Origin of the sequence: Helicobacter pylori (assembly GCF_001998165.1) — a bacterium.
Classification (GTDB): domain Bacteria; phylum Campylobacterota; class Campylobacteria; order Campylobacterales; family Helicobacteraceae; genus Helicobacter; species Helicobacter pylori_DL.
Genome location: NZ_MTWR01000038.1, coordinates 1 through 23,886, shown reverse-complemented (window position 1 = coordinate 23,886; position 23,886 = coordinate 1). Strand labels below are relative to the sequence as shown.

The 23,886-nt window shown below is 39.4% G+C and carries 24 protein-coding genes, 1 tRNA gene and 1 pseudogene; 18 read left to right on the top strand and 8 right to left on the bottom strand.

Translation table 11 applies throughout. From position 1 onward, the window contains the following. Nucleotides 1-8: 8 nt before the first annotated feature. Entirely contained in the window at nucleotides 9-1,559 is a 1,551-nt protein-coding gene (locus BZK24_RS05280) for a dipeptide ABC transporter ATP-binding protein (protein WP_077656798.1), read from the top strand. 48 nt (nucleotides 1,560-1,607) lie between these two features. On the opposite strand, the gene BZK24_RS05275 is transcribed toward BZK24_RS05280, so the two are convergent. From BZK24_RS05275 to BZK24_RS05265, 3 genes are read right to left on the bottom strand one after another with little or no spacing between them, the layout of a single operon-like run. After that, entirely contained in the window at nucleotides 1,608-2,147 is a 540-nt protein-coding gene (locus BZK24_RS05275) for a DUF2393 domain-containing protein (RefSeq protein WP_077656797.1), read from the bottom strand. Nucleotides 2,148-2,153: 6 nt separating this feature from the next. Next, nucleotides 2,154-3,242, bottom strand: a complete 1,089-nt coding sequence (locus BZK24_RS05270; RefSeq protein WP_001121047.1) for a prohibitin family protein — start codon at nucleotides 3,240-3,242, stop codon at nucleotides 2,154-2,156. A gap of 20 nt (nucleotides 3,243-3,262) precedes the next feature. Next, on the bottom strand, nucleotides 3,263-4,741 hold the full coding sequence (locus tag BZK24_RS05265; RefSeq protein ID WP_077656796.1) for a DEAD/DEAH box helicase: 1,479 nt from the start codon (nucleotides 4,739-4,741) through the stop codon (nucleotides 3,263-3,265). A 188-nt stretch (nucleotides 4,742-4,929) separates the two neighbouring features. Between BZK24_RS05265 and flgI the strand changes: the two genes are divergently transcribed. The 13 genes and pseudogenes from flgI to hcpE all read left to right on the top strand — a co-directional run bounded on the left by flgI (nucleotide 4,930) and on the right by hcpE (nucleotide 15,238). Continuing rightward, on the top strand, nucleotides 4,930-5,958 hold the full coding sequence (gene flgI / locus BZK24_RS05260; RefSeq protein ID WP_077656795.1) for a flagellar basal body P-ring protein FlgI: 1,029 nt from the start codon (nucleotides 4,930-4,932) through the stop codon (nucleotides 5,956-5,958). Further along, the gene (locus tag BZK24_RS05255; RefSeq protein WP_000609401.1) at nucleotides 5,955-6,272 is read left to right on the top strand and encodes a hypothetical protein; all 318 of its coding nucleotides are present in this window, start codon (nucleotides 5,955-5,957) and stop codon (nucleotides 6,270-6,272) included. Before flgI ends, BZK24_RS05255 begins: the two co-directional genes overlap by 4 nt. Further along, nucleotides 6,269-7,414 (top strand): acid survival sensor histidine kinase, encoded by a 1,146-nt coding sequence (gene flgS, locus BZK24_RS05250; RefSeq protein WP_077656794.1) that lies wholly within the window; start codon nucleotides 6,269-6,271, stop codon nucleotides 7,412-7,414. Before BZK24_RS05255 ends, flgS begins: the two co-directional genes overlap by 4 nt. 204 nt (nucleotides 7,415-7,618) lie before the next feature. Next, nucleotides 7,619-8,053, top strand: a complete 435-nt coding sequence (gene dps, locus BZK24_RS05245; RefSeq protein ID WP_000846467.1) for a DNA starvation/stationary phase protection protein — start codon at nucleotides 7,619-7,621, stop codon at nucleotides 8,051-8,053. Between the two features lie 20 nt (nucleotides 8,054-8,073). Further along, entirely contained in the window at nucleotides 8,074-8,358 is a 285-nt protein-coding gene (locus BZK24_RS05240) for a DUF2018 family protein (RefSeq protein WP_077656793.1), read from the top strand. Beyond that, a complete protein-coding gene (locus BZK24_RS05235) occupies nucleotides 8,351-8,746 on the top strand; it encodes a hypothetical protein (RefSeq protein WP_021175908.1) in 396 nt (131 codons plus the stop codon). The genes BZK24_RS05240 and BZK24_RS05235 overlap by 8 nt, the downstream gene beginning before the upstream one ends. Nucleotides 8,747-8,754: 8 nt before the next feature. Then, entirely contained in the window at nucleotides 8,755-9,678 is a 924-nt protein-coding gene (locus tag BZK24_RS05230; RefSeq protein ID WP_077656792.1) for a polyprenyl synthetase family protein, read from the top strand. Continuing rightward, nucleotides 9,678-11,027, top strand: a complete 1,350-nt coding sequence (gene hemA, locus BZK24_RS05225) for a glutamyl-tRNA reductase (protein ID WP_000418336.1) — start codon at nucleotides 9,678-9,680, stop codon at nucleotides 11,025-11,027. The genes BZK24_RS05230 and hemA overlap by 1 nt, the downstream gene beginning before the upstream one ends. A gap of 3 nt (nucleotides 11,028-11,030) precedes the next feature. Then, complete coding sequence (gene proS, locus BZK24_RS05220) at nucleotides 11,031-12,764, top strand: proline--tRNA ligase (RefSeq protein WP_077656791.1); 1,734 nt, start codon at nucleotides 11,031-11,033, stop codon at nucleotides 12,762-12,764. 10 nt (nucleotides 12,765-12,774) lie between these two features. Beyond that, nucleotides 12,775-13,695, top strand: a complete 921-nt coding sequence (hemC, locus tag BZK24_RS05215) for a hydroxymethylbilane synthase (RefSeq protein ID WP_077656790.1) — start codon at nucleotides 12,775-12,777, stop codon at nucleotides 13,693-13,695. Then, entirely contained in the window at nucleotides 13,695-14,066 is a 372-nt protein-coding gene (locus BZK24_RS05210) for a c-type cytochrome (protein WP_077656789.1), read from the top strand. The genes hemC and BZK24_RS05210 overlap by 1 nt, the downstream gene beginning before the upstream one ends. 9 nt (nucleotides 14,067-14,075) lie before the next feature. Further along, nucleotides 14,076-14,256: pseudogene (locus BZK24_RS09965) on the top strand (hypothetical protein). Then, nucleotides 14,177-15,238 carry a Sel1-like repeat protein HcpE gene (gene hcpE / locus BZK24_RS05200; protein WP_077656788.1) on the top strand — a complete coding sequence of 354 codons (1,062 nt, stop codon included), beginning with the start codon at nucleotides 14,177-14,179 and terminating at the stop codon, nucleotides 15,236-15,238. Before BZK24_RS09965 ends, hcpE begins: the two are co-directional and overlap by 80 nt. 763 nt (nucleotides 15,239-16,001) lie before the next feature. Here hcpE and BZK24_RS05195 read toward each other — a convergent pair. Genes BZK24_RS05195 through dsbK form a run of 4 tightly spaced genes read right to left on the bottom strand, consistent with a single transcriptional unit; the run spans nucleotide 16,002 to nucleotide 19,191 of the window. Continuing rightward, nucleotides 16,002-16,532, bottom strand: a complete 531-nt coding sequence (locus BZK24_RS05195; protein WP_077656787.1) for a PepSY-associated TM helix domain-containing protein — start codon at nucleotides 16,530-16,532, stop codon at nucleotides 16,002-16,004. After that, on the bottom strand, nucleotides 16,532-17,704 hold the full coding sequence (locus BZK24_RS05190) for a glutathionylspermidine synthase family protein (protein ID WP_077656786.1): 1,173 nt from the start codon (nucleotides 17,702-17,704) through the stop codon (nucleotides 16,532-16,534). The genes BZK24_RS05195 and BZK24_RS05190 overlap by 1 nt, the downstream gene beginning before the upstream one ends. A 23-nt stretch (nucleotides 17,705-17,727) precedes the next feature. Then, the gene (locus BZK24_RS05185; RefSeq protein ID WP_022576981.1) at nucleotides 17,728-18,378 is read right to left on the bottom strand and encodes a UPF0323 family lipoprotein; all 651 of its coding nucleotides are present in this window, start codon (nucleotides 18,376-18,378) and stop codon (nucleotides 17,728-17,730) included. Nucleotides 18,379-18,393: 15 nt separating this feature from the next. Further along, nucleotides 18,394-19,191, bottom strand: a complete 798-nt coding sequence (gene dsbK, locus BZK24_RS05180; RefSeq protein WP_077656785.1) for a protein disulfide-isomerase DsbK — start codon at nucleotides 19,189-19,191, stop codon at nucleotides 18,394-18,396. 106 nt (nucleotides 19,192-19,297) lie between these two features. On the opposite strand from dsbK, the gene kdsB reads away from it, so the two are divergent. The 3 genes from kdsB to BZK24_RS05165 all read left to right on the top strand — a co-directional run bounded on the left by kdsB (nucleotide 19,298) and on the right by BZK24_RS05165 (nucleotide 21,876). Then, the gene (gene kdsB, locus BZK24_RS05175) at nucleotides 19,298-20,029 is read left to right on the top strand and encodes a 3-deoxy-manno-octulosonate cytidylyltransferase (protein ID WP_077656784.1); all 732 of its coding nucleotides are present in this window, start codon (nucleotides 19,298-19,300) and stop codon (nucleotides 20,027-20,029) included. 192 nt (nucleotides 20,030-20,221) lie between these two features. Then, nucleotides 20,222-21,673, top strand: coding sequence for a porin HopA (gene hopA / locus BZK24_RS05170; protein WP_077656783.1), 1,452 nt, complete (start codon nucleotides 20,222-20,224; stop codon nucleotides 21,671-21,673). A 128-nt stretch (nucleotides 21,674-21,801) separates the two neighbouring features. Then, nucleotides 21,802-21,876: transfer RNA gene (locus tag BZK24_RS05165), tRNA-Asn, on the top strand. 43 nt (nucleotides 21,877-21,919) lie between these two features. Here BZK24_RS05165 and BZK24_RS05160 read toward each other — a convergent pair. Further along, nucleotides 21,920-23,077 carry a SulP family inorganic anion transporter gene (locus BZK24_RS05160; RefSeq protein ID WP_171972408.1) on the bottom strand — a complete coding sequence of 386 codons (1,158 nt, stop codon included), beginning with the start codon at nucleotides 23,075-23,077 and terminating at the stop codon, nucleotides 21,920-21,922. A gap of 257 nt (nucleotides 23,078-23,334) precedes the next feature. Here BZK24_RS05160 and BZK24_RS05155 point away from each other — a divergent pair. After that, on the top strand, nucleotides 23,335-23,886 hold a 552-nt coding region (locus tag BZK24_RS05155), incomplete at its 3' end, for a SabA family sialic acid-binding adhesin (RefSeq protein WP_341537513.1).

Below are 23,886 nucleotides of genomic sequence, written 5' to 3'. Positions count from 1 at the left end.
GGGGTTACATGCTAGAAATCAAAAACTTAAACTGCGTTTTAAACCCTCATTTTTCGCTCCAAAACATTAATATTTCTTTAAGTTATGGTGAAAGGGTGGCGATCGTGGGCGAGAGCGGGAGCGGGAAAAGCTCTATCGCTAATATCATCATGCGTTTAAACCCTAGATTCAAACCCCATAACGGCGAAGTGCTGTTTGAAACAACCAACCTTTTAAAAGAAAGCGAAGCGTTCATGCAGCATTTAAGGGGGAATATTATCGCTTACATCGCTCAAGACCCCCTATCCAGCCTAAACCCCTTGCATAAAATCGGCAAGCAAATGAGTGAAGCCTATTTTTTACACCATAAAAACGCTTCTCAAACGCTCCTTAAAGAACAAGTTTTAAACGCCATGAAACAAGTCCAATTAGATGAAAAATTTTTGGATCGTTACCCTTATGAGTTGAGCGGAGGGCAGCGCCAAAGGGTGTGTATCGCTATGGGTATTATTAATGCGCCCAAACTGCTCATTTGCGATGAGCCTACCACCGCGCTAGATGCGCAAATCCAAAACCAGATTTTAGACTTGCTCAAGCAATTGAGCGCGGAAAAAAACATCGCTCTTTTGTTCATTAGCCATGATTTAAAGGCGGTTAAACGATTGGCTGATAGGGTTTATGTGCTAAAAAAAGGCGAGATCGTAGAAACCAATTCCACCAAAGAGCTTTTTAATGGCCCCAAGCATGAATATTCAAAACTCTTGATTCAGGCTTCAAATTTGCCCGCTAAAAACTTAAAAGTGCTAGATGAAACGCTTTTAGAGGTGAAAGATTTTAGCGTTTATTACTTGCAAAAACGCTTTTTTAGGCCTTCTTTAAAAAAGCCCCTTATCGCATCAGTGAATTTTTCCCTCAAAGCTAAGGAAAACATCGGCATCATTGGCGAAAGCGGGAGCGGGAAAAGCTCTCTAGCGTTAGGGCTTTTAAAACTCGCTTTAAATAGCGGAGAAGAAAAGATTTTAGGCCAAAGCGTGGGGCTTTTAAATTCTAAAGCGTTCAAACCCTACCGCAAGATCTTGCAAATGGTGTTTCAAGACCCTTACGCATCATTAAACCCTCGCTTAAGCATTCAAAGCATTTTAACAGAAGCTTTGCGCTTTGTTTACCCTAAAGCTTCCAAAGAAGAATGGCACCATTTAGCTGAACTTTGTTTAGAAGAAGTGTGTTTAAACCCTGAATTGCTTAACTTTTACGCTTATGAACTCAGTGGAGGGGAACGCCAAAGAGTAGCGATCGCTAGAGCGATTGCCTTAAAACCTAAAATCATTCTTTTAGATGAGCCCACTTCTGCTTTAGACAAAAGCATTCAAAAAAGCGTGTTGGAATTATTGTTGAATTTACAAGAAAAGCAGGATTTGAGCTATTTGTTTATCAGCCATGATTTAGATGTGATCAAAGCGTTTTGCGATAGGGTGTTAGTGGTGAGTGAGGGGAAAATCGTAGAAACAGGCGCTATTGAAGAAGTGTTTGAAAACCCTAAGCATGCTTACACGAAGCGTTTGTTAGAATCCAGGCTTTAAAGCTTTATTTTAAAATTTATGCCTTTAAGCGTTTTTAATCGCTTTTTTCTACAAACAAAACAAAGAAACTTGATAAGGGGCCGTTTTTGAATAAGGGTAGTCGTCAATAAAGAATGAAAAGACCTTGGATTCTTCAGGCAAAATCTTTCCTTTAAAGGTTTTTTCATAGCTTTTTTTGACAAACCATTTAAAAGCTCGCTCTTCTACAAAATTGTGAGGGTTTTTAAGGACTTCTAGGCGTAAAACGCATTTGTTTAAACTGAATTTGGAATTGTTTTTGACTCCCACTTGCAAAGAAAAGGCGTTGCTATAACTTAAAGGGTTAGCGTGTAAGATGCGTGTTTCTATGGGGTAAATCGTTTGAGTGAGTAAAATATTCAAAACAAAAGGCATGCTTAAAAACGCGCCCAAAAAAGCTGTTGTTGCCATATAGCTAGCTATGCGGTTTCTTAAAAGCAAAGCCAAAAGGAGCAAAATCGCGCAAAAAAGGATTAAAACGCTCGCTATTAAAACGCTAATTAAAGTCGCTTGGCTTAAAAATCCCTTAAAAGACTCCAAAAAAGCTTGGATAAAGGCAAGAGACGCCATGCGTTTTTAAGGCTCTTTAGTCTCGGCAATACTAGATTTAACCTTGCTTTTAGTGTCAATCCAAATATTAGGCACAGCCCCGCCTGGAGTGAGCATGATTTGAGCGTTGTTATTCGTTTTTAACGCTTCATTAAACTGGCCTTGAACTTCAATTTGGCGCAGTCTTAAAAGCTTGTCGCTCAAGCTTTGCGAAATGCTTAAATTGGCTTGAGATTTCGCCTTAGCCTCAATCACGATCGCATCTGCCACGCCTTGAGCCTTAATCCTGTTAGCGTCCGCTTCCCCTTTAGCCAGAGCGGCTTGTTTTTGAGCTTCTTGCTTGGATCGTTCCACCTCGTATTTCACCCTTTCTGATTCTTGGCGCGCGATTTGGACTTTTTCAATTTGCTCTTTGATCTTAGCGGGCAAGACGATTTCTCTCAATTGGATAGAGCTTAATTCCACAGGGGTGTTAGGGAGCTTAGAAACTTCTTTATTGATACCGCTATTGATAAGAGCAGCGATTTCGTTGCGCTTAATGGGTAAATCTTCAGCCGGATAGCGCCCCACGACAGAGCGCACCACATCGCGCACCACAGGGTTGATGATTTTTTGCTCCCAAGACAAGCCATAAGTAGCGATCGTTTGGGGGGTGGTTTGAGGGTTTAGGCGGTATTGCACGGTGAGTTCAATAGAAACGGTCAAGCCCCTACTATCCATCACATTAATAGCGTCGTTTCTAAAAATCCCTTGGTTTTTACCCGCCACGCCCATGTCTTCGGTGCGTGAAAAATTGATATTCCTGATCCTTGTATCTACAATGAGAATGTCTTGAATGATAGGCACAAAAAAGTGGATTCCTGGCTGTAAGGGGGTGGGTTCGTATTTCCCGGCGGTGATTTTAATGCCAATTTCTCCTGAGCTGATCACTTCAAAAGGCTTAGCCAAAAAAGCGATAACGCCTAAAAGGACAATGACGATTAAAACCGATAGTTTTTTGGAATTAAAAGAGTTAGACGGCGGAATGAAACGCCCTCCATTATTAGGCGTATTAGGCGTGGGGTTTTCTCTTTGAGGATTTTTCTTTTTTAAATGTTCGTTCAAATCAATGGGCATGAATTTCCTTTTTAAATATTTTAACGGCGTTTGGGTTTTTTAGAATGGTGGTTCGTTTTAGAGCCTTTTTCTCTGTAATGGCCCTTTTTGAAAGAACGCGCTGGCTCATGCGGGTGCGTTTTTTTGTGAGAGGGTTTTGGCATTTTTTCTTTAGGGTTTTGAATCGCGTCAATTTCTTGCTGGTTTAAGCCAATTTTGCTGGTTTCAAACTGCAAACTCAAAAGTTTTAAAACCAATTGAGACGGCTCAAAAATTTCGGTAAGCTGTTCATAAAGGCTAATGATCCCTTCAGACACTTTAGCGTCATGCAAGGTTTTGATGATCTGATTTTCGTTAATGGTAGGGATTTCAAAAAGTTCAATCTCTGAATCAATTTCTTTTTGCATGCGTAAAAGCTCTTTGTATTCTAAGGGGGTTACTAAAGTGATCGCCATGCCTTTTTTGCCCGCTCGCCCGGTTCTCCCAATGCGATGGATATAGCTCTCGGTGTTTAGGGGCAAGTGGTAATTAAACACATGGCTTACACCGCTAATATCTAGCCCACGGCTCGCCACATCTGTAGCCACCAACACATCAGCGTCATTTTTTTTAAACGCCATGATAGAAGAGCGCCGATCCCTTTGATCCATATCCCCATGCAAGGCGGTGCTTTTGTAATTTTTAGAAACAAGGAATTGGTGCAATTCATCGGCTTCTTTTTTAGTGCGCGTGAAAACAATGCTCTTTTTGGGCGCTTGGGTGTCTAAAAGGCGCATGATCGCTTCAGCCCTTTCATGCTCATTGATCACATAAAAGCGTTGGGTGATGTCAGTGTTAGTGATATTAGAGGGGGCGATATGGATTTTAATAGGGTTTTCTAAAATCTTATCCGCTAGCCTTTTAATCGGCTCTGGCATCGTGGCTGAAAAAAGCAAGATCTGTGCTTCGCTAGGAAGGTAGTCAAAAATCTCTTCAATATCGTCTAAAAACCCCATATCTAGCATTTCATCGCTTTCATCTAAAACGACCACTTTAGGCACAAATTTATGGATGCGCTCGTTTTTTAAATGATCCAACAGCCTTCCTGGTGTAGCGATCATCACTTGGGGGTTTTTCTTAATAAATTCGCATTGTTTTTTAACGCTCTGGCCTCCATACACGCACACGGTTTTAGTCCTGGTGTGTTTGCCCAATTTGAAAATCTCATCGCTAATTTGCATGGCTAATTCTCTAGTGGGCGTGATCACTAAGGCCTCTATGGTGTGGTTGTTTTTAAGGTTGTTGATAATGGGCAGAGCGAAAGCGGCGGTTTTTCCTGTGCCTGTTTGGGCTTGTGCGATGACATCTCGGCCTTGCAAAACAGCCGGAATGGCCTTTTCTTGAATGGGGCTTGGGGAAGTGAAGCCGGCTTCATAGACGGATTTTAAAACCGATTCTTTTAAGCCCAAGTCATTAAAACTCGGCTTATGATAAGCGTCATCATCAATTTCTGTAGGGAGTGGTGGTTGATTCAATTCCATGGGAGATTCATACCTCAATTTAATTTAAAACTTTATAAAAAGCTAATAAAAGGCTAAAATTAAAATCTTTGATTTAAAGTTTATAAGATTTTTGAGTATAGCATAAAAATGCGCTCAATTAAGTTTAAAGTTTTTATAAAAGGCTTATGCTAAAATAATTAGAATTAAGGAATAAAGAAAGGGTTTGATTGAAACGGGTGTTTTTGTGGCTTATTTTTGTATTAGCCTTCCACAAGCTTTTGGCCGAAAAAATAGGCGATATAGCGAGCGTGGTAGGCGTAAGGGATAACCAGCTGATTGGTTATGGGCTTGTGATTGGCCTAAATGGCACAGGGGATAAATCCGGCTCAAAATTCACCATGCAATCCATTTCTAACATGCTAGAGAGCGTGAATGTCAAGATCTCTGCAGACGATATTAAATCTAAAAATGTCGCTGCCGTGATGATTACAGCCTCCTTGCCCCCCTTTGCAAGACAGGGCGATAAAATTGATATTCACATTTCTTCTATTGGAGATGCGAAATCCATTCAAGGAGGGACTTTGGTGATGACCCCTTTAAATGCGGTAGATGGGAATATTTACGCCCTCGCTCAAGGGGCTATTATTTCGGGTAATTCTAGTAATTTGCTCTCAGCCAATATCATCAACGGAGCGACTATTGAAAGGGAAGTTTCGTATGATTTGTTCCATAAAAACGCCATGACTTTAAGCCTGAAAAACCCCAATTTTAAAAACGCTATCCAAGTGCAAAACACTTTAAATAAAGTATTTGGCAATAAAGTAGCCATAGCGCTAGATCCAAAAACCATTCAAATCACTCGCCCAGAGCGTCTTTCTATGGTGGAGTTTTTAGCTTTAGTGCAAGAAATCCCCATTAACTACAGCGCGAAAAATAAGATCATTATAGATGAAAAATCAGGCACGATCGTTTCAGGAGTGGATATAATAGTGCATCCTATAGTGGTTACAAGCCAAGACATCACGCTTAAAATCACTAAAGAGCCTTTAAATGACTCTAAAAACACGCAGGATTTAGACAATAACATGTCCTTAGACACCGCTCATAACACGCTGAGCTCTAACGGGAAAAACATCACCATTGCCGGGGTGGTAAAAGCCTTACAAAAAATTGGCGTGAGCGCTAAGGGGATGGTTTCAATCTTGCAAGCCCTAAAAAAAAGCGGCGCGATTAGCGCTGAAATGGAGATACTATGATAAACAACAATAAAGCCATGTTAGAGCAATACAATGTTTCTAAATTAGCGAGCGAAGAGAAATTAAAAGCGTTGGCTCAAAATAAAAACGACAAGCTCCTCAAAGAACAAACCGATTCTTTTGAAGCGTTGCTTTTAAAATTCATGCTAGATAGCGCCATGAAAATGGATAACCCTTTGTATCCTAAAGCCCCAGGCGATGAGATTTATGCGTCCATGTATAAGGACACCCTTTCTAAAGAATTGAGTGGGAATTTTGGCTATAGCGAAATGCTGTTTAATTTCTTAAAAGAGCAAGAAAAACAAAAACCATGAAAAAATCCAAGCGCTTAAAACGCCCTTATTTAAAAAACTCCCATCTGAAACGCTCTGATAAGGCTTCTTCTTTCAAGGGGTTGTTGGAAAACGAAAATAATGTGATTTCATTAGAAAATTTTAAACCCAAAGAGAGCGAAGATTTATTAGAAAATTTTTCCAACAAAAAAGACATGCAAGAATTGCTAGGGCTTTTAAACCAATTCATTTTACAAAGCTACAAGGTGGAAAAGGAATTTAAGGATTATAAAGCCCTCTATGAATGGGTCATAGAGATTTTACCGCAAGCGATTTGGGTGATGAATGAAAACGGGAGCTTTTTTTATAAAAATTCTTTAGCCAATCAAAGCCATGAGGTGTTCAATAAGGCTAAATTAGAAAATTTTAACACTGAAATTGAACATGAAAATAAAAGCTATTTAGTCCAGCAAAACAGCATTCAAGGCAAGCAAATCATCACCGCAACCGATATTAGCGCTCAAAAACGCCAAGAGCGACTCGCTTCTATGGGGAAAATCTCAGCACATTTAGCCCATGAAATCAGAAACCCCGTAGGCTCTATCTCCCTTTTAGCTTCGGTGTTATTAAAGCATGCGAACGAAAAGACTAAACCCATTGTTGTAGAATTGCAAAAAGCTTTATGGCGCGTGGAAAGAATCATTAAAGCCACCTTGCTTTTTTCTAAAGGCATTCAAGCCAACCGCACCAAGCAAAGTTTGAAAACGCTAGAGAGCGATCTCAAAGAAGCCCTAAATTGCTACACTTACTCTAAAGACATTGATTTTCTTTTTAATTTTAGCGATGAAGAAGGGTTTTTTGACTTTGATTTAATGGGGATTGTGTTGCAAAATTTCTTGTATAACGCCATTGATGCGATTGAAGCCTTAGAAGAGAGCGAGCAGGGGCAGGTGAAGATTGAAGCGTTCATTCAAAATGAATTTATCGTCTTCACCATTATTGATAATGGCAAGGAAGTGGAAAACAAAAGCGCTTTATTTGAGCCTTTTGAAACCACCAAATTAAAGGGTAATGGCCTAGGGTTAGCCCTGTCTTTACAAGTGGTTAAAGCCCATGAAGGGAGCATTGCATTATTAGAAAATCAAGAAAAAACCTTTGAAATTAAGATTCTTAACGCTTCTTGAGTGATAATATCCCCCTTAAAAAATGAGTTTTACGATAAAACAAAATTTTAAAAAGATTAAAGAATATTAAATTGAATAGAGTTTATCAATATTTGACAAAAATAAGATCAAAACAATTTTTCATTAACTCTTTTGGTGTAGGATAGCGATCAAGGTTTTTATGAAAATAAAAGCCTAAAACAATTTTAAAAAAAAGGACTTTTGATGAAAACATTTGAAATTTTAAAACATTTGCAAGCGGATGCGATCGTGTTATTTATGAAAGTGCATAACTTCCATTGGAATGTGAAAGGCACTGATTTTTTCAATGTGCATAAAGCCACTGAAGAAATTTATGAAGAGTTTGCGGACATGTTTGATGATCTCGCTGAAAGGATCGTTCAATTAGGACACCACCCCTTAGTCACTTTATCCGAAGCGCTCAAACTCACTCGCGTTAAAGAAGAAACTAAAACGAGTTTCCACTCTAAAGACATCTTTAAAGAAATTCTAGGCGATTACAAACACCTAGAAAAAGAATTTAAAGAGCTTTCTAACACCGCTGAAAAAGAAGGCGATAAAGTTACCGTAACTTATGCGGACGATCAATTGGCTAAGTTGCAAAAATCCATTTGGATGCTAGAAGCCCATTTGGCTTAAGCCAATAAAAAGAAGCCAGCATGAGGGATTACAGCAAGCTTGAAATTTTTGAGGGAAACCCCTTAGACAAGTGGAATGACATTATTTTTCATGCGAGCAGAAAGCTTTCTAAAAAAGAGCTAGAAAGGCTTTTAGAGCTTTTGGCTCTCTTGGAAACTTTTATAGAAAAAGAAGACTTGGAAGAAAAGTTTGAATCTTTCGCTAAAGCTTTAAGAATGGATGAAGAGTTGCAACAAAAAATAGAGAGCAGAAAAACAGACATTGTGATCCAATCCATGGCGAATATTCTCAGCGGGAATGAATGAGCTTATCCGCTATGGCTTGATATTTCTCTTTTTTTTAAAAGCGTTTGGGCTTGATTATGGGATCGATAAAACGCTAGAATTAAAAAAAGATGAAGCGTTTAGAGCCGTTATCAAAGACACTTCTAACGAACAAACCAAAGAAATTACGCTCTATTGGACGCTATATGCAAATAAAGGTTTAGTCATCAACATGCGTTTTAGCCATTTCCCTTACCAGTTTATTTTATACACCGATCATGCGAGAAACACCTATAATCTCAAAGTGTTTGAAGAAAAATTTTCTTCTAACAGCACTCTGTCGCTTGTGTTTAAAGATTTTAAAGAAGATAAAGCCACTTTAAGGCTTTTAGCCCTTATGCCCCTTGTTTTTTCCCCTAAAGAGCCTTAAGGAATTTCATGCAAGAAAAACAACTTCAAGCCATTCAAAATAAGATCGCTTCTTGGATCAAGGAAATTGAAAGCGGCTTTATAGATGAATTGTTTTCTAAGATTGGCCCTTCAAAAATGTTGCGCTCCAAACTCATGCTCGCTTTGTTAGACGAAAAAACAGACGCTATTTTATTAGATAAAGCCTTCAATTTGTGCGCGATTGTGGAAATGATACAGACCGCTTCTTTATTGCATGATGATGTGATTGATAAGGCGACCATGCGCCGAAAGCTCCCTAGCATTAACGCTCTTTTTGGTAATTTTAACGCCGTGATGCTTGGGGATGTGTTTTATTCTAAAGCCTTTTTTGAACTCTCTAAAATGGGTGAATCCATCGCTCAAGCCCTCTCTAATGCGGTTTTAAGGCTCTCTAGGGGCGAGATTGAAGACGTGTTTGTGGGGGAAAGTTTTAATAGCGACAAACAAAAATACTGGCGTATTTTAGAAGACAAGACCGCCCATTTCATAGAAGCGAGCTTAAAAAGCATGGCGATTCTTTTAAATAAAGACGCCAAAATGTATGCGGATTTTGGATTAAATTTTGGCATGGCGTTTCAAATCATTGATGATTTATTAGACATCACTCAAGACGCCAAAACTTTAGGCAAGCCCAATTTTAGCGATTTTAAAGAGGGCAAGACCACTCTACCCTACTTGCTTTTATATGAAAAATTAAATCAGCACGATCAAGGGCTTTTAATTTCTTATTTTAAACGAGATAGCCATGAAATCATAGAATGGACTAAGGAAAAATTCAAGCAACATGGTATCATAGAAGAAACCCTTAAGATCGCTCAAGTTTATTCTAAAAAGGCCCTTGAAGCCATTAAAGGGGAAAACAATTTGATTTTAGAAAAACTAGCACAAGACGTCATTTATAGGACTTTTTAATGGAGTTAGAAACTCATTTGTCAAAATATTTCACCCTAGCCTTTACGCATAAAAGCATGAGCTTAGAAATGCGAGAAAAACTCGCTATTAATTCGCCCATAATGCTTAAAGAATTTTTACAAACGATTAAAAACCATTGCCCTAACATCAAAGAGTGCATGGTGCTATCCACATGCAATCGCTTTGAAATCTATGCGAGCCTGAAACACGGCGCTAATACTAATGAACAAAAAAGCGCGTTATTAAAAATCTTAGCCCAAAATAAAAAAATGAGCGTGTCTGATTTAGAAAAATGCGTTTTAATCAATACTGATGAAAGCGCGGTCCATCATGTCTTTAGTGTGTGCAGCAGTTTGGATAGCCTAGTGGTGGGAGAAACTCAAATCACAGGGCAGATGAAAAACGCCTATAAATTCGCCTTTGAAGAAAAATTTTGCTCTAAAGATTTAACCCGATTGCTCCATTTTGCTTTCAAATGCGCCGCTAAAGTGCGCAATCTAACCGGCATTTCCAAGCAAGGGGTTTCCATCTCTTCAGTGGCGGTCAAAGAAGCGCTTAATATTTTTGAAAAAGAAAGGATTAAGGATAAAAAAGCCCTCGTGATAGGGCTTGGCGAAATGGCCCAATTGGTCATCAAACACCTTTTAAACAAGCAATTTGAAGCGCTCATTTTAGGGCGTAATGCGGCTAAATTTGAAGATTTTGTCAAGGAATTAGAAGAGCCTAAAAAAGTGAGCTTTCAAAATATAGAACATTTAAAAACTTATATCAATGAATACGAACTGCTTTTTTGCGCCACTTCTTCGCCGAACTTTATCGTGCAAAATTCCATGCTAAAAGAAACGATTTTCAGGCGTTTTTGGTTTGATTTAGCCGTGCCACGAAATATTGAAAAACCGACGCTGAATAATATTTTCTTATACAGCGTGGATGATTTAGAGCCTATGGTGAGGGAAAATGTGGAAAACAGGCAGGAGAGTAGGACGAAAGCTTATGAGATTGTAGGGCTTGCCACAATGGAGTTTTACCAATGGATCCAAAGTTTAGAAGTAGAGCCTGTGATTAAGGATTTAAGGGAATTAGCTAGGATTTCGGCCCAAAAGGAATTGCAAAAGGCACTCAAAAAACGCTATGTGCCTAAAGAATACGAAAGCAACATTGAAAAGATCTTGCACAACGCTTTCAATACTTTTTTACACCACCCCACCATCGCCTTAAAAAAGAACGCTCAAAAAGAAGAATCCGATGTGCTTGTGGGCGCGATTAAAAACCTGTTTAATTTAGACAAATCTAGTGCTAATCATGTCCAGAATTTGAATCTCTATAAATGCGAATATTACGAGGAATAATGCATGCTATTTTCAAAACTTTTTGCCCCCACTCTCAAAGAACCCCCAAAAGATGCCGTGTTAAAAAGCCATAAGCACTTAGCTCAAGCAGGATACATTTATCAAGTAGGCAGCGGGATTTATAATTTTTTGCCCTTAGCTAAAAAAGTGCTAGACAAAATAGAAAACATCACGCACAAACGCATGCAAGAGCATGGGGCGCAAAATATTTTAATGAGTTTTGTGGTTTTGGCGAGTTTGTGGGAAAAATCAGGCCGTTTGGATAAATACGGCAAGGAATTATTGGTTTTTAAAGACCGAAAAGACAATGATTTTGTTTTAAGCCCCACTTTAGAAGAAAATATCACCGAAATTGCCGCTAATTTCATCAAAAGCTACAAGCAATTACCCGTGCATCTCTATCAAATCCACACGAAATTCCGTGATGAAATCCGCCCAAGATTTGGGCTGGTGAGAGCGAGGGAATTTATCATGAAAGATGGTTATAGCTTTCATGAAGATACTGAAAGCTTGGATAAGGAATTTTTAAACACGCAGAGCGCTTATAAAGAAATTTTAAGCGATTTGGGTTTGGATTTTCGCATCGTGGAAGCGGATAGCGGGGCGATTGGAGGGAGTAAAAGCAGGGAATTTGTCGTTTTAACAGAATGCGGGGAAGACACGATCGTGGTGTGTCAAAATTGCGATTATGCCGCCAATATTGAAATCGCTAAACGCTCTAAAAGGCCTGAGCCTTTAAATGTCCCCAAAGCGCAATTAGCGAAATTCCCTACCCCTAATACCACCAGCGCTCAAAGCGTGGCGGAGTTCTTTAAAACAGAGCCTTATTTTGTTTTAAAAGCGATCATTAAAAAAGTGATCCATAAAGATAAAGAAACCCTAGCGTGCTTTTTTGTTAGGGGCGATGACAATTTAGAAGAGACTAAAGCCCTGAACGCCTTGAACATTATAGGAGCGAACGCTCTAGAATTAAGAGAGGCCAATGAAGAAGATTTAAACCACGCAGGGCTAATAGCGGGCTTTATAGGGCCTTATGGCTTGAAAAAGCATGTTTCTTATATCATTTTTGATGAAGATTTAAAAGAGAGCGATTGCTTGATCGTTGGGGCTAATGAAAAGGATTTTCATGCGGTGGGCGTGGATTTAAAAGGGTTTGAAAACCTTGTTTATGCGGATATTGTCCAGGTTAAAGAGAGCGATCGTTGCCCTAATTGTCAAGGAGCGTTGAAATACCATAAGAGTTTGGAAGTGGGGCATATTTTCAAACTCGGGCAAGGCTATGCTAAAAGCTTGAAGGCGAGTTTCTTGGATAAGAATGGCAAGGAGCAATTTTTTGAAATGGGGTGCTATGGGATAGGCATTAGCCGGTTGCTCAGCGCGATTTTAGAGCAAAAAAGCGATGATCTAGGCTGTGTGTGGACGAAAAATACCGCTCCTTTTGATGTGGTGATCGTGGTTTCTAATTGGAAAGATGAAGCGCAAAAAAAACTCGCTTTTGAAGTGTATGAAAGGTTGATCCAAAAGGGCGTTGATGCGCTGTTAGATGACAGAGACGCGCGTTTTGGGGCAAAGATGAGGGATTTTGAATTGATTGGGGAACGATTAGCCTTGATTGTTGGGAAGCAAACTTTAGAGAGCAAGGAATTTGAATGCGTCAAACGCGCTAATTTAGAAAAACAAACGATCAAAGACACCGAATTAGAAGAAAAAATTTTAGAAATGTTAGCGAGCGAATAAGGGGGAGGGAATGGAAAAATTAGTGATTGGCTCTAGGGGGAGCGAATTGGCCTTATGGCAAGCGAATCACATTAAAGAACGCCTGAAAAAAGAATGCTCTATGGAAAGCGAGATTCGAATCGTTAAAACCACAGGCGATAAGATTTTAGACGCGCCTTTAAATAAGATCGGCGGTAAGGGGCTATTCACTAAGGAATTGGAAGAATTGCTTTTAAAAGGTGAAATTGATTTGGCGGTGCATTCTTTAAAAGATGTGCCGGTCGTGTTTGAAAAGGGGTTGGACTTGGCATGCATCACTAAAAGGGCTGATGTGAGGGACACTTTTTTGAGCGTGAAATTCCCTGATTTGATGAGCTTGCCTAAAGGAGCCAAGGTTGGCACGACTTCTTTAAGGCGCTCCATGCAGATCAAACTGAAGCGCCAGGATCTAGACACAGAAAGCTTAAGGGGGAATGTCCAAACCCGTTTGAAAAAGCTTGAATGCGGAGAATTTGACGCTATCATTTTGGCTGAAGCCGGGTTGTGTCGCTTAAACGTTCAAGGGGCGAAATACCGCAAGGCTTTTAGCGTAGAAGAAATGATTCCTAGCATGGGTCAGGGGGCTTTAGGGGTAGAAATGCTCAAAAACCACAAGCATTTTATTACGCTTCAAAAACTCAACGATGCAAAAAGCGCGTTTTGTTGCCATTTAGAAAGGGCGTTTATTAAGGGGCTTAATGGGGGGTGTCAGATCCCTATAGGCGTGCATGCGAGTTTAATAGGTGATAGGGTTAAAATCCAGGCGGTTTTAGGCTTGCCTAACGGAAAAGAAGTCATCACTAAAGAAAAACAAGGGGATAAAACTAAAGCGTTTGATTTAGTTCAAGAGCTTTTAGAAGAATTTTTGCAAAGCGGGGCGAAAGAGATTTTAGAAAAGGCGCAGTTGTTTTAATGCGTTTGTTTATCGCGCTAGTTTTGTTTTGGTGGTGGTTAAGTTTGAGCGCTAAAGAAGCGGATTTCATCTCTGATTTGGAATACGGGATGGCTCTTTATAAAAACCCTAGGGGTGTTGCGTGCGCGAAATGCCATGGCATTAAAGGCGAACAACAAGAAATCACCTTTTATTATGAAAAAGGCGAAAAAAAAATCCTCTACGCCCCTAAAATCAACCATTTGGATTTTAAAACCTTTAAAGACGCTTTGAGTTTAGGTAAAGGCATGATGCCTAAATACAATCTCAATTTAGAAGAAATCCAAGCGATTTACCTTTACATCACCTCTTTAGAGCATAAAGAAGAGCGTAAGGATTCTCTTAAGCCTTAATCAAAGCGCTTGATTTATGCTAAAATAAGGCGTTGTATTTTTGTTTTTTTGTTATTTAAAAAAGTCTGATTGAGCGCTCTCAAGGATTAAAATTATAAAAGAAGGTAGAAATGAGTGTCAAAATTTTAAAAATATTAGTTTGTGGGTTATTTTTTTTGAATGCCCATTTATGGGGGAAACAAGACAATAGTTTTTTGGGGGTTGCTGAAAGAGCCTATAAAAGCGGGAATTATTCTAAAGCTACATCTTATTTTAAAAAAGCATGCAACGATGGGGTGAGTGAAGGTTGCACGCAATTAGGAATCATTTATGAAAACGGGCAAGGCACTAGAATAGATTATAAAAAAGCCCTAGAATATTATAAAACCGCATGCCAGGCTGATGATAGGGAAGGGTGTTTTGGTTTAGGGGGGCTTTATGATGAGGGGTTAGGCACGGCTCAAAATTATCAAGAAGCCATTGACGCTTATGCTAAGGCGTGCGTTTTAAAACACCCTGAGAGTTGCTACAATTTAGGCATTATTTATGACCGAAAAATCAAAGGCAATGCCGCTCAAGCGGTTACCTACTATCAAAAAAGCTGCAATTTTGATATGGCTAAGGGGTGTTATGTTTTGGGCGTGGCTTATGAAAAAGGCTTTTTAGAAGTCAAACAAAGCAACCATAAAGCCGTGATTTATTATTTGAAAGCGTGCCGATTGGACGATGGGCAGGCTTGTCGCGCGTTAGGGAGTTTGTTTGAAAATGGCGATGCAGGGCTTGATGAAGATTTTGAAGTGGCGTTTGATTATTTGCAAAAAGCTTGTGCTTTAAACAATTCTGGTGGTTGCGCGAGTTTAGGCTCTATGTATATGTTAGGCAGGTATGTCAAAAAAGATCCCCAAAAGGCTTTTAATTATTTCAAGCAAGCATGCGATATGGGGAGCGCGGTGAGTTGCTCTAGGATGGGCTTTATGTATTCCCAAGGGGACGCCGTTCCAAAAGACTTGAGGAAAGCCCTTGATAATTATGAAAGGGGTTGCGATATGGGCGATGAAGTGGGTTGCTTCGCTCTAGCGGGCATGTATTACAACATGAAAGATAAAGAAAACGCCATAATGATTTATGACAAGGGTTGTAAGCTGGGCATGAAACAAGCATGCGAAAATCTCACCAAACTTAGGGGGTATTGAAAAATTCAATCAATCCCCCTAAATTATCATCGTGTTTGACTCAAAACTTTTCAAAGATTTGGCTCTGTTTTAAGAGCTAAAGCAGAAACCCACCCTATTAATTTTTGATCTTTAGTGTTTTTAGGGATTTGTCTATTTTCAAAAAGAAAACTTTTTGAATGTTTTTTGCGGTTGTTTGGTTGTGTTTGTTAGCGTGTTTTTATAGTATAAATTTTTATTTAGGTTAGCTTGAAGTGGGTTTTAGGTTTAAAAGTCCTATAAAAATGTTTTAGCGTGTTTTTGCACTATGGGATAGATATGCGTTTGGTTGTGTTTTTCAATGGCTTCAATTTATGGCTTTTAGCGTGGTTGCTATTATAAGCACGCTACAAACACGAATCACACGATAATAAAGCGGTATGCACACGCTATAAAAAGACTTGATAAAAATAATGAAAAATAGTTAAATTTCAAGCGTTCTTTTAAAAATTGTTGTCAGATGAGACAGATAAAAACGCTTTTAGTTTAAAGATAGAGTTTTAGGGGTTTGTTGGTTTAGTTATTCTTTAATTTTTTAAAAAATGGGGTTTTTAAAACTCATAAGGGGATATTTTACGCTTTAACGCCCTTCTTCAAACCCAAAACTAAATTCTCCTAATCCCCTAAGAGCGCGTTATGAGAAATTATCGCTTACGAAAGCTTTTTTATTTTGGTTGTCAAAACACCCAAAGGCATTTTTTAGATTTCATAACCAATATCCAAAACAGAGCTAATATTTTAAACCCTACAAAGACCAATAGATCGCTCCAAAGAAAACGATACTCCCTATCAAAACGCTTATAAACATGCGTTTAGTGTCCTTAAAAGCTACCATTAAAAATGCGCTCAAATAAAACAACAATAAAAACACGCAAAAAATCCCCAAAAGCACCTTAAACACAACGCCCACTTTAGCCTTATGCAGCATGATGAGCGCACCTAAAAAGCCCCTTTCAATGGTTTTGATTTTTGTTTGATCGCCTTTAGTTTCAAGGTTGATTTCATACAAAGGCGTGCCAATGATTAACGCTCCCCTATGCTCTCTAGGCTCTATCTTTTTAGGCGTAGCGATATGGTTTTCTTTTAGAAAGTCTTTCAAAAAATCCAATCGTTCTTCTTTTTTTAAGGATTTTTCTAAAACCCACTCTTTGATAGTAGCACCAGTGTCTTGGCGCACCCCAAAGAGCAATGAAAGCCCACTAACCGCAAAAAGAAGCGCCAAAGGGAAGAAAAAAGTGGTCGCATAGATGTGAAAATAACGCATCATTGCCGTCATTATTGCAACCTATGGCTCACGAATTTAGAAAAATTATCCAAAATTAACCCCCCTTTTCTAAACCCTAACGCACAAGATTCATAAGCAAAAAACACATTAGGCTGATAATACAACCCGTTATGCGAATTGAGCTCGTAAAACTCTTGATAAATAGGTTTGTGGTTAGAATAAACGCCGTCCGTTTTCAAAAGCGATTGCATGGAAGCTTCAAAGATTTCACTATTCGCCCCTTCCCTACCAAAAGCCACTTTTTTGATTTGCTTTTTATGGGCCAAAGGTTCATAGCTCGTTTCTAACAATAAGGGGTGGTTAGGGTATCTGTCCCATAAAAGTTTTAAAAAACGCTTGGATTGGAAAAGGATCGTATAAGCCGGGTTTAAAAAAATCGTGTTTTTGTTTTCCATCATGCCTTGCATCAAAAGGGCTAATTCTGGCTCATCAATAGCGATGTTTTCCCATGGGATTAATTTGAATAAAAACTCATAATTCAAGCCGTTTTTAAACACGCCCTCTTCTACATTAAACTCCACCTCATCAATGTAAGAAAAATCCGTTTCAAACCCCACGCTCTGAGCAGCGTCTTGCAAAAAACGCATGGTGCGCTCTTCTTCAATATTCCCCCTAACGCTTGAAAAAAGGATTTTCCACCCCTCATACATTTCCTCAAAACGGCTCGTGTCTTCGCCCAAAGTTACCATGCGTTTAAAATTCTCGCCAAGCGCATCATAAAGGTTATTGAATTGCTTGTTTTCATCATAGCCATTGGCTTTGAGTAACGCCCATTGAATCAGCGCGGTTTCATAAAGCATGGTAGGGGTATCAGCGTTAAATTCCAGTAATTTAATCGGCTTGCCATCAAGCCCCCCAGCCAAATCAAAACGCCCGTAAATATGCCAATGCACTTCCTCTTCAAAACTCTGTTTGATCATAGGAATGAGCGCGTTAGGAATATCCAATTCAAAAAAGCGATCGTTTTTAATGGCCTCTTCAGCCGTCTCTACAAACATGTCATAAAGCTCATTACAAGCGTCATAATAAGCGTCCGCTTCTTTTTGAGAGACAACCACCATTTCATCAGCGATATAAGCCGATGTATCGTCATTAGTGTGCCAGTCTAAGCCAATTTCTTCTAAGATCTTATTGTCTAAAGGTTTTAAAGGAATCACTTGCATTTTTTAGCCTTGAATCAATTAAATTATGAGTTAAAGCCCCTTGTCCCAGAGCTTACCGCCGGCGAGCTAGTAGGCCTACTAGAGCCAAAAAACCCGCTCTGTCCCTTACTCGCTCCGCCCATGCTTGAAGTGCTAGGTGCACTTTTAGAAAAGGAATTTTGAGAGCGTTGGTAAGCTTGTGGGGATTTGTAGGTCCGTTGGGCGTTTTGCTGGTAATTAGGGTTATTGAAAAGCTTATTGCCGATATAACTCCCCAAAATCGCCCCCGCCGCACTCCCTAAAATCGCACTCCCCAAGCCAAAGCCTGAGCTTTCATTACTCCCTCCCCCATTATTAGGCTGGATAAGCTTGCTCGTGCCGTTATCAATTTTAGCTTCTTCTTCTTTAATGAGCTTTTGAATCTCTTCATTGCTTAACACGCGTTCATTGCCTTGCAAATCGCGCACTATGATGTGGGTTCTTGAGCTGGGGTATTCTTCAACAACCTTGTAAGATTTATCCTTTTGCTCTTCTAAAATCACAAACGCACCTTTTTGAACGCTTTGACTTAAAGAGCTTTGCTCTTTTGGTTTGTCATCGGCATTGCTCTTACACCCCACAATGCTCACCATCACTAACGCACTCAAACCACCCACGATCGCATAATCAGAAATCTTTCTATAGGGTTTTTTCATGAGAGTAACCTTATATCATGTCTTATAGTGGTATAAGAAAGGCACACCCTTGATCACGCCAGATTCAAAAATCTTTTTAGTGGTATTTTCCACTTTAGTGCGTAAATCTTCAGGCTCTTTTTGAGCGTTAATATCGTATTGGGTGGAATAAATCTTTTCAAGAATAGAGATTTTATCTTCCACGCTCGCTCCTCTAGCCCTAGCTTTCGCCATTTCTTCTTGAATCAAAGCCGCTTTTTTAGCCGAATTGACCCCAAGCCACCCCACTACAACCATTCTCACGGTGTTTTCTTTTAAGTGATCCCTGAGTTTAGTGAGCTCTTTTTGGCAATGCGGGCACATGGGATCAGAGACAATATAAAGGATTTTATCCTTATTTGCAGCGTTAGTAGAGGGCAACTCTATCGCATAATCAGCCGGTATTTCATTAAAAATAGCGTTCAATTTCGCGCTGTTTTGTTGGGTGGCGTTAAGGGCTTGGATTTTTTGATTGGTTTCTGCAACTAATTTCACATCATCGCTTTTATTGCTAAAGAATATGTTGCTAAGCCCTATGACTAAATTGCCATCCTTACTCACTACAAGCGGGATATTGTATTTAGTGTCCGGATCTTCAATAACGACCATTTTTAAATCCTGACTGGATTTTAAAGGTTTGACTTCTAAAATACGCACCTTTTTATTGGTTTGTTTTTCAATCACGCTCACTAAATTATCTTGCATCCGTTTGTCATTAGCTGAAACTGAATGTTTAGGGGCTGCCCCTAAGCCTACAAGAAGTAACGCGCTCAACACGCTCGCTCTTAATATCATTAAAACTCCTAAAGTTCAATAGCCTAAACCCCTACAATAAAAGGAATAAGCTTTTAATGGGTATAATACCATAAAATCCCCTATTTTGGCTTAAAAAGGTTTAAAGATGATTATCATTCCTGCTAGGTTAAAATCCAGTCGTTTTGAAAATAAAGTGCTAGAAGATATTTTTGGCTTGCCTATGGTAGTGCGTTGCGCTAAAAATGCGAATCTAGTAGATGAATGCGTAGTCGCTTGCGACGATGAAAGCATCATGCAAACATGCCAAAAATTCCACATTAAAGCGGTGCTAACCTCCAAACACCATAATAGCGGCACGGAACGCTGTTTGGAAGCGGCGCGAATTTTAGGGTTAAAAAACGATGAAAGGGTTTTAAACTTGCAAGGCGATGAGCCTTTTTTGGAAAAAGAAGTCATTTTAGCCTTATTAGAAGCCACCAAAAACGCCCCTTTCATGGCGACTTGCGCTAAAGTCATTGATGAAGAGCAAGCCAAAAGCCCCAATTTAGTCAAGGTGGTTTTAGATAGCCAAAATAACGCCTTGTATTTTTCGCGCTCCCTTATCCCCTTTTTACGAGATTTTGATGCGAAACGCCAAACCCCCCTTTTAGGGCATATCGGTATCTATGGGTTTCATAGCAGAGAAATATTAGAAGAATTATGCGCTTTAAAACCTTGCGTTTTAGAGGATACAGAAAAATTAGAGCAATTAAGGGCTTTGTATTACCAAAAAAAGATTGCAGTAAAAATCGTTCAAAGCCAAAGCGTGGGCATTGACACCAAAGAGGATTTGCAAAACGCTTTGAAAATTTTTAGCCCCGATCCCCTTAAGCGGTGAAATTTAAAAATACTTAAAACATTTTTCACTATCAAAAACCTTTTTTTAAATCCAAAAAAAAGCAAAATTTCTTAATTTTTGCTCAATTTTATTAAAAATTCAATAAATTTATGGCATAATTTAAACGCATCGTAAATAAAGTTTCAATTTGATACGATTTTACAAACAAAACATTACTTTAAGGAACATTTTATGAAAAAAACGATTTTACTTTCTCTTATGGCGTCATCGCTCCTCGCTGAAAATGACGGCGTTTTTATGAGCGTGGGCTATCAAATCGGCGAAGCCGCGCAAATGGTGAAAAACACCGGCGAAATCCAAAAAGTCTCCAACGCTTACGAAAATTTGAACAATCTTTTAACCCGCTATAACGAGCTCAAACAAACGGCCTCTAACACCAATTCAAGCACCGCTCAAGCGATTAATAATCTAAAAGAGAGCGCTAGCAGATTAAAAACGACCCCCAATAGCGCTAATCAAGCCGTGTCCTCAGCGCTCAGCTCTGCGGTGGGCATGTGGCAAGTGATAGCCTCTAATTTAGCCAATGGCACGCTATCTACTAGCGAATACAACAAAATCAATGCGATTTCTCAATTGCTCCAAAACACCCTAGAGAATAAAAACAATAATCTCACGATTGGAAATGACTACGATCAGCTTTTAACTCAAGCTAGCACCATTATTACCACCCTTCAAAGCCAATGCCCAGGAATAGACGGAGGCAATGGCAAACCATGGGGTATTAATGCAAGCGGGAACGCATGCGCTATTTTTGGCAACACCTTTAACGCCATAAACAGCATGATTGATAGCGCTAAAAAAGCCGCCGCAGAAGCCCGAAGAACTAGCCCAGAAAATCCAAACCAACAAAGCGCGTTTACCAACGCTGATTTCAATAAAAACCTTAATCAAGTCTCAAGCGTTATCAATAACACTATCTCTTACCTCAAAGGGGACAATTTAGCAACCATCTATAACACCCTTCAAAAAACGCCTAATTCTAAAGGGTTTCACAGTTTGGTGAGCCGGTCTAGCTATAGTTATTCTCTCAACGAAACCCAATATTCTCAATTCCAAACTACCACCAAAGAGTTTGGCCATAACCCCTTTAGAAGCGTGGGATTAATCAACTCTCAAAGCAATAACGGGGCGATGAATGGCGTGGGCGTGCAATTAGGCTATAAGCAATTCTTTGGGAAAAATAAATTTTTTGGGATCCGGTATTATGCCTTTTTTGATTACAACCATGCCTATATCAAATCCAACTTTTTTAACTCCGCTTCCAATGTTTTCACTTATGGTGCGGGCAGTGATCTTTTATTGAACTTCATCAATGGCGGATCCGATAAAAACCGCAAAGTCTCTTTTGGCATTTTTGGGGGCATCGCATTAGCGGGAACGACATGGCTTAACAACCAATCTGCGAATTTAAAAATCACCAATAGCGCCTACAGCGCCAAAATCAACAACACCAATTTCCAATTCTTATTCAATACCGGTTTAAGGCTTCAAGGGATTCACCATGGCGTTGAATTAGGCGTGAAAATCCCCACCATCAACACGAATTACTATTCTTTCATGGGCGCTAAATTAGCCTATAGAAGACTTTATAGCGTGTATTTCAATTATGTTTTGGCCTATTGATATTGAATCGGTTCTCATTACTAATGAGAACAAAGCCAATTTTTTGGCTCTCAAGTGAATAACGGCATCATTTTACTTGACTTTTTACAAAAAACACACTAAAATTTCTTTTTGTTTTTGAGCGAAATTCCAGATTAGCTCAGCGGTAGAGTAGGCGGCTGTTAACCGCTTGGTCGTAGGTTCGAATCCTACATCTGGAGCCATACTTTTAACTCATCTTTTTTCTAGCTTCTTTATAGCAAAAATTCATGCAATCCCTTTAGATTTGATCCATAACGCATTGACTAAAACCCCCACCACAACCCCTATCGCTAAATTATGCGTGTATAAAACCACCGCCACGACTAAGAGCATGTTCAGCGTGTCATAGAGCTTGATTTTTTTAATGTTAATAATGGATTGGAAATTAAAAGTGGTGAAAGAAATCATCACCATCACCGCCACAACCGCCACAATAGGGATCTTAACCACGTATTCATTAAACACTAATATTAGCACCATTAAAGAAAAGCCGGCAAAAAAAGTAGAAAGCCTTGTTTTGGCCCCGGATTTTGCGTTAATGATAGACTGCCCCACTAAAGCGCACCCTGTCATTCCCCCCAAAAGCCCTGAGATGATATTCCCCAAGCCTTGCGCTTTAGTTTCTTTATTCTTATCGCTCACGCCGTCTTTTAAAATAACATCTAAAGTTTTAGCCGTCAATAAGCTTTCTATCGTGCCCACTAGCGCTAAAGAAAGAGCGTAAGGCAACAATCCTACCACCATTTTAAAATCCAAATTTTTGGGGATAATGATGAAATGAAAGCCTGAAACCCCTTGCTCAATGCTCCCCAAATTCGGCGCATGCATATCAAAAATTAAAGCGATTGCGCTGATTGCAAGGATACAGATTAAATTAGAGGGGATTTTTTTAGTGATTAAAGGGAAGAGGTAAATAATCAATATCCCAATAGCGAGCAAGACAAACACCCCTAAATTTTGGTTTTGAAGGAATTTGAATTGCTCCATTAAAAGCAAAATGCCTAGCGCGTTCACAAAGCCATACATCACCGATTGGGGGATAAATTTTAAAAGATTCCCTATTTTCAAATAGCCTAAAAGAATTTGCAACATTCCTGCCATAAGAGTCGCCATGCCCGCGTATTCAAGCCCATAATTTTTAACCACGCCCACTAAAATGAGCGCCACTGAACCGGCCGCTGCGCTAATCATCGCCTTTCTAGCCCCAAAAAGAGACAACACAAAAGCCATATAAAAGGTCGTATAAAACGCCACGCCCACATCTAAACCCACCATGATCGCAAAACCGGCCGTCTCTGGGATCACAGAAAGCCCCACCACAAAACCAGACAGCAAATCTTTTTGAACATTGCTCAACCATTCTTTTTGTATCTTTTCCAACATGCCTTTCTTTCCCATTAAAATGGCTTGATTGTAACCAAAGATTTAAAAACCAATTTCAAACCGGATAAAATTCCTTTCCTTAAATCAAGCTCTGTGATATTTTATTGTAAAAAATACTTAAAATTGTTTTTTTTTTTTTTTTTCAAAATATAAATTTTAAGCTAAGAATAAGCACTTTATGGTAAAATGGCGAAATTTCATAAACATGGCTATCATGGGAATGTGAAATCAAGAAAAATCTAATAAAAGGAGAAAACATGAAAATCAAAAAATCTCTCTTGCTCTCTCTTTCTCTCATGCTCTCATTATCAAGGGCTGAAGACGATGGATTTTACATGAGCGTGGGCTATCAAATCGGTGAAGCGGTCCAACAAGTGAAAAACACTGGAGCATTGCAAAATCTTGCAGACAGATACGATAACTTAAGTAACCTTTTAAACCAATACAATTACTTAAATTCCTTAGTCAATCTAGCCAGCACGCCAAGCGCGATTACCGGTGCGATTGACAATCTAAGCTCAAGCGCGATCAACCTCACTAGCGCTACCACCACTTCTCCGGCCTATCAAGCTGTGGCTTTAGCGCTCAACGCCGCTGTGGGCATGTGGCAAGTCATAGCCCTATTTATTGGCTGCGGCCCTGGCCCTACCAACAATCAAAGCTACCAATCGTTTGGTAACACACCAGCCCTTAATGGGACCACCACCACTTGCAATCAAGCATACGGGACAGGCCCCAATGGCATCCTATCCATTGATGAATACCAAAAACTCAACCAAGCTTATCAGATCATCCAAACCGCTTTAAAC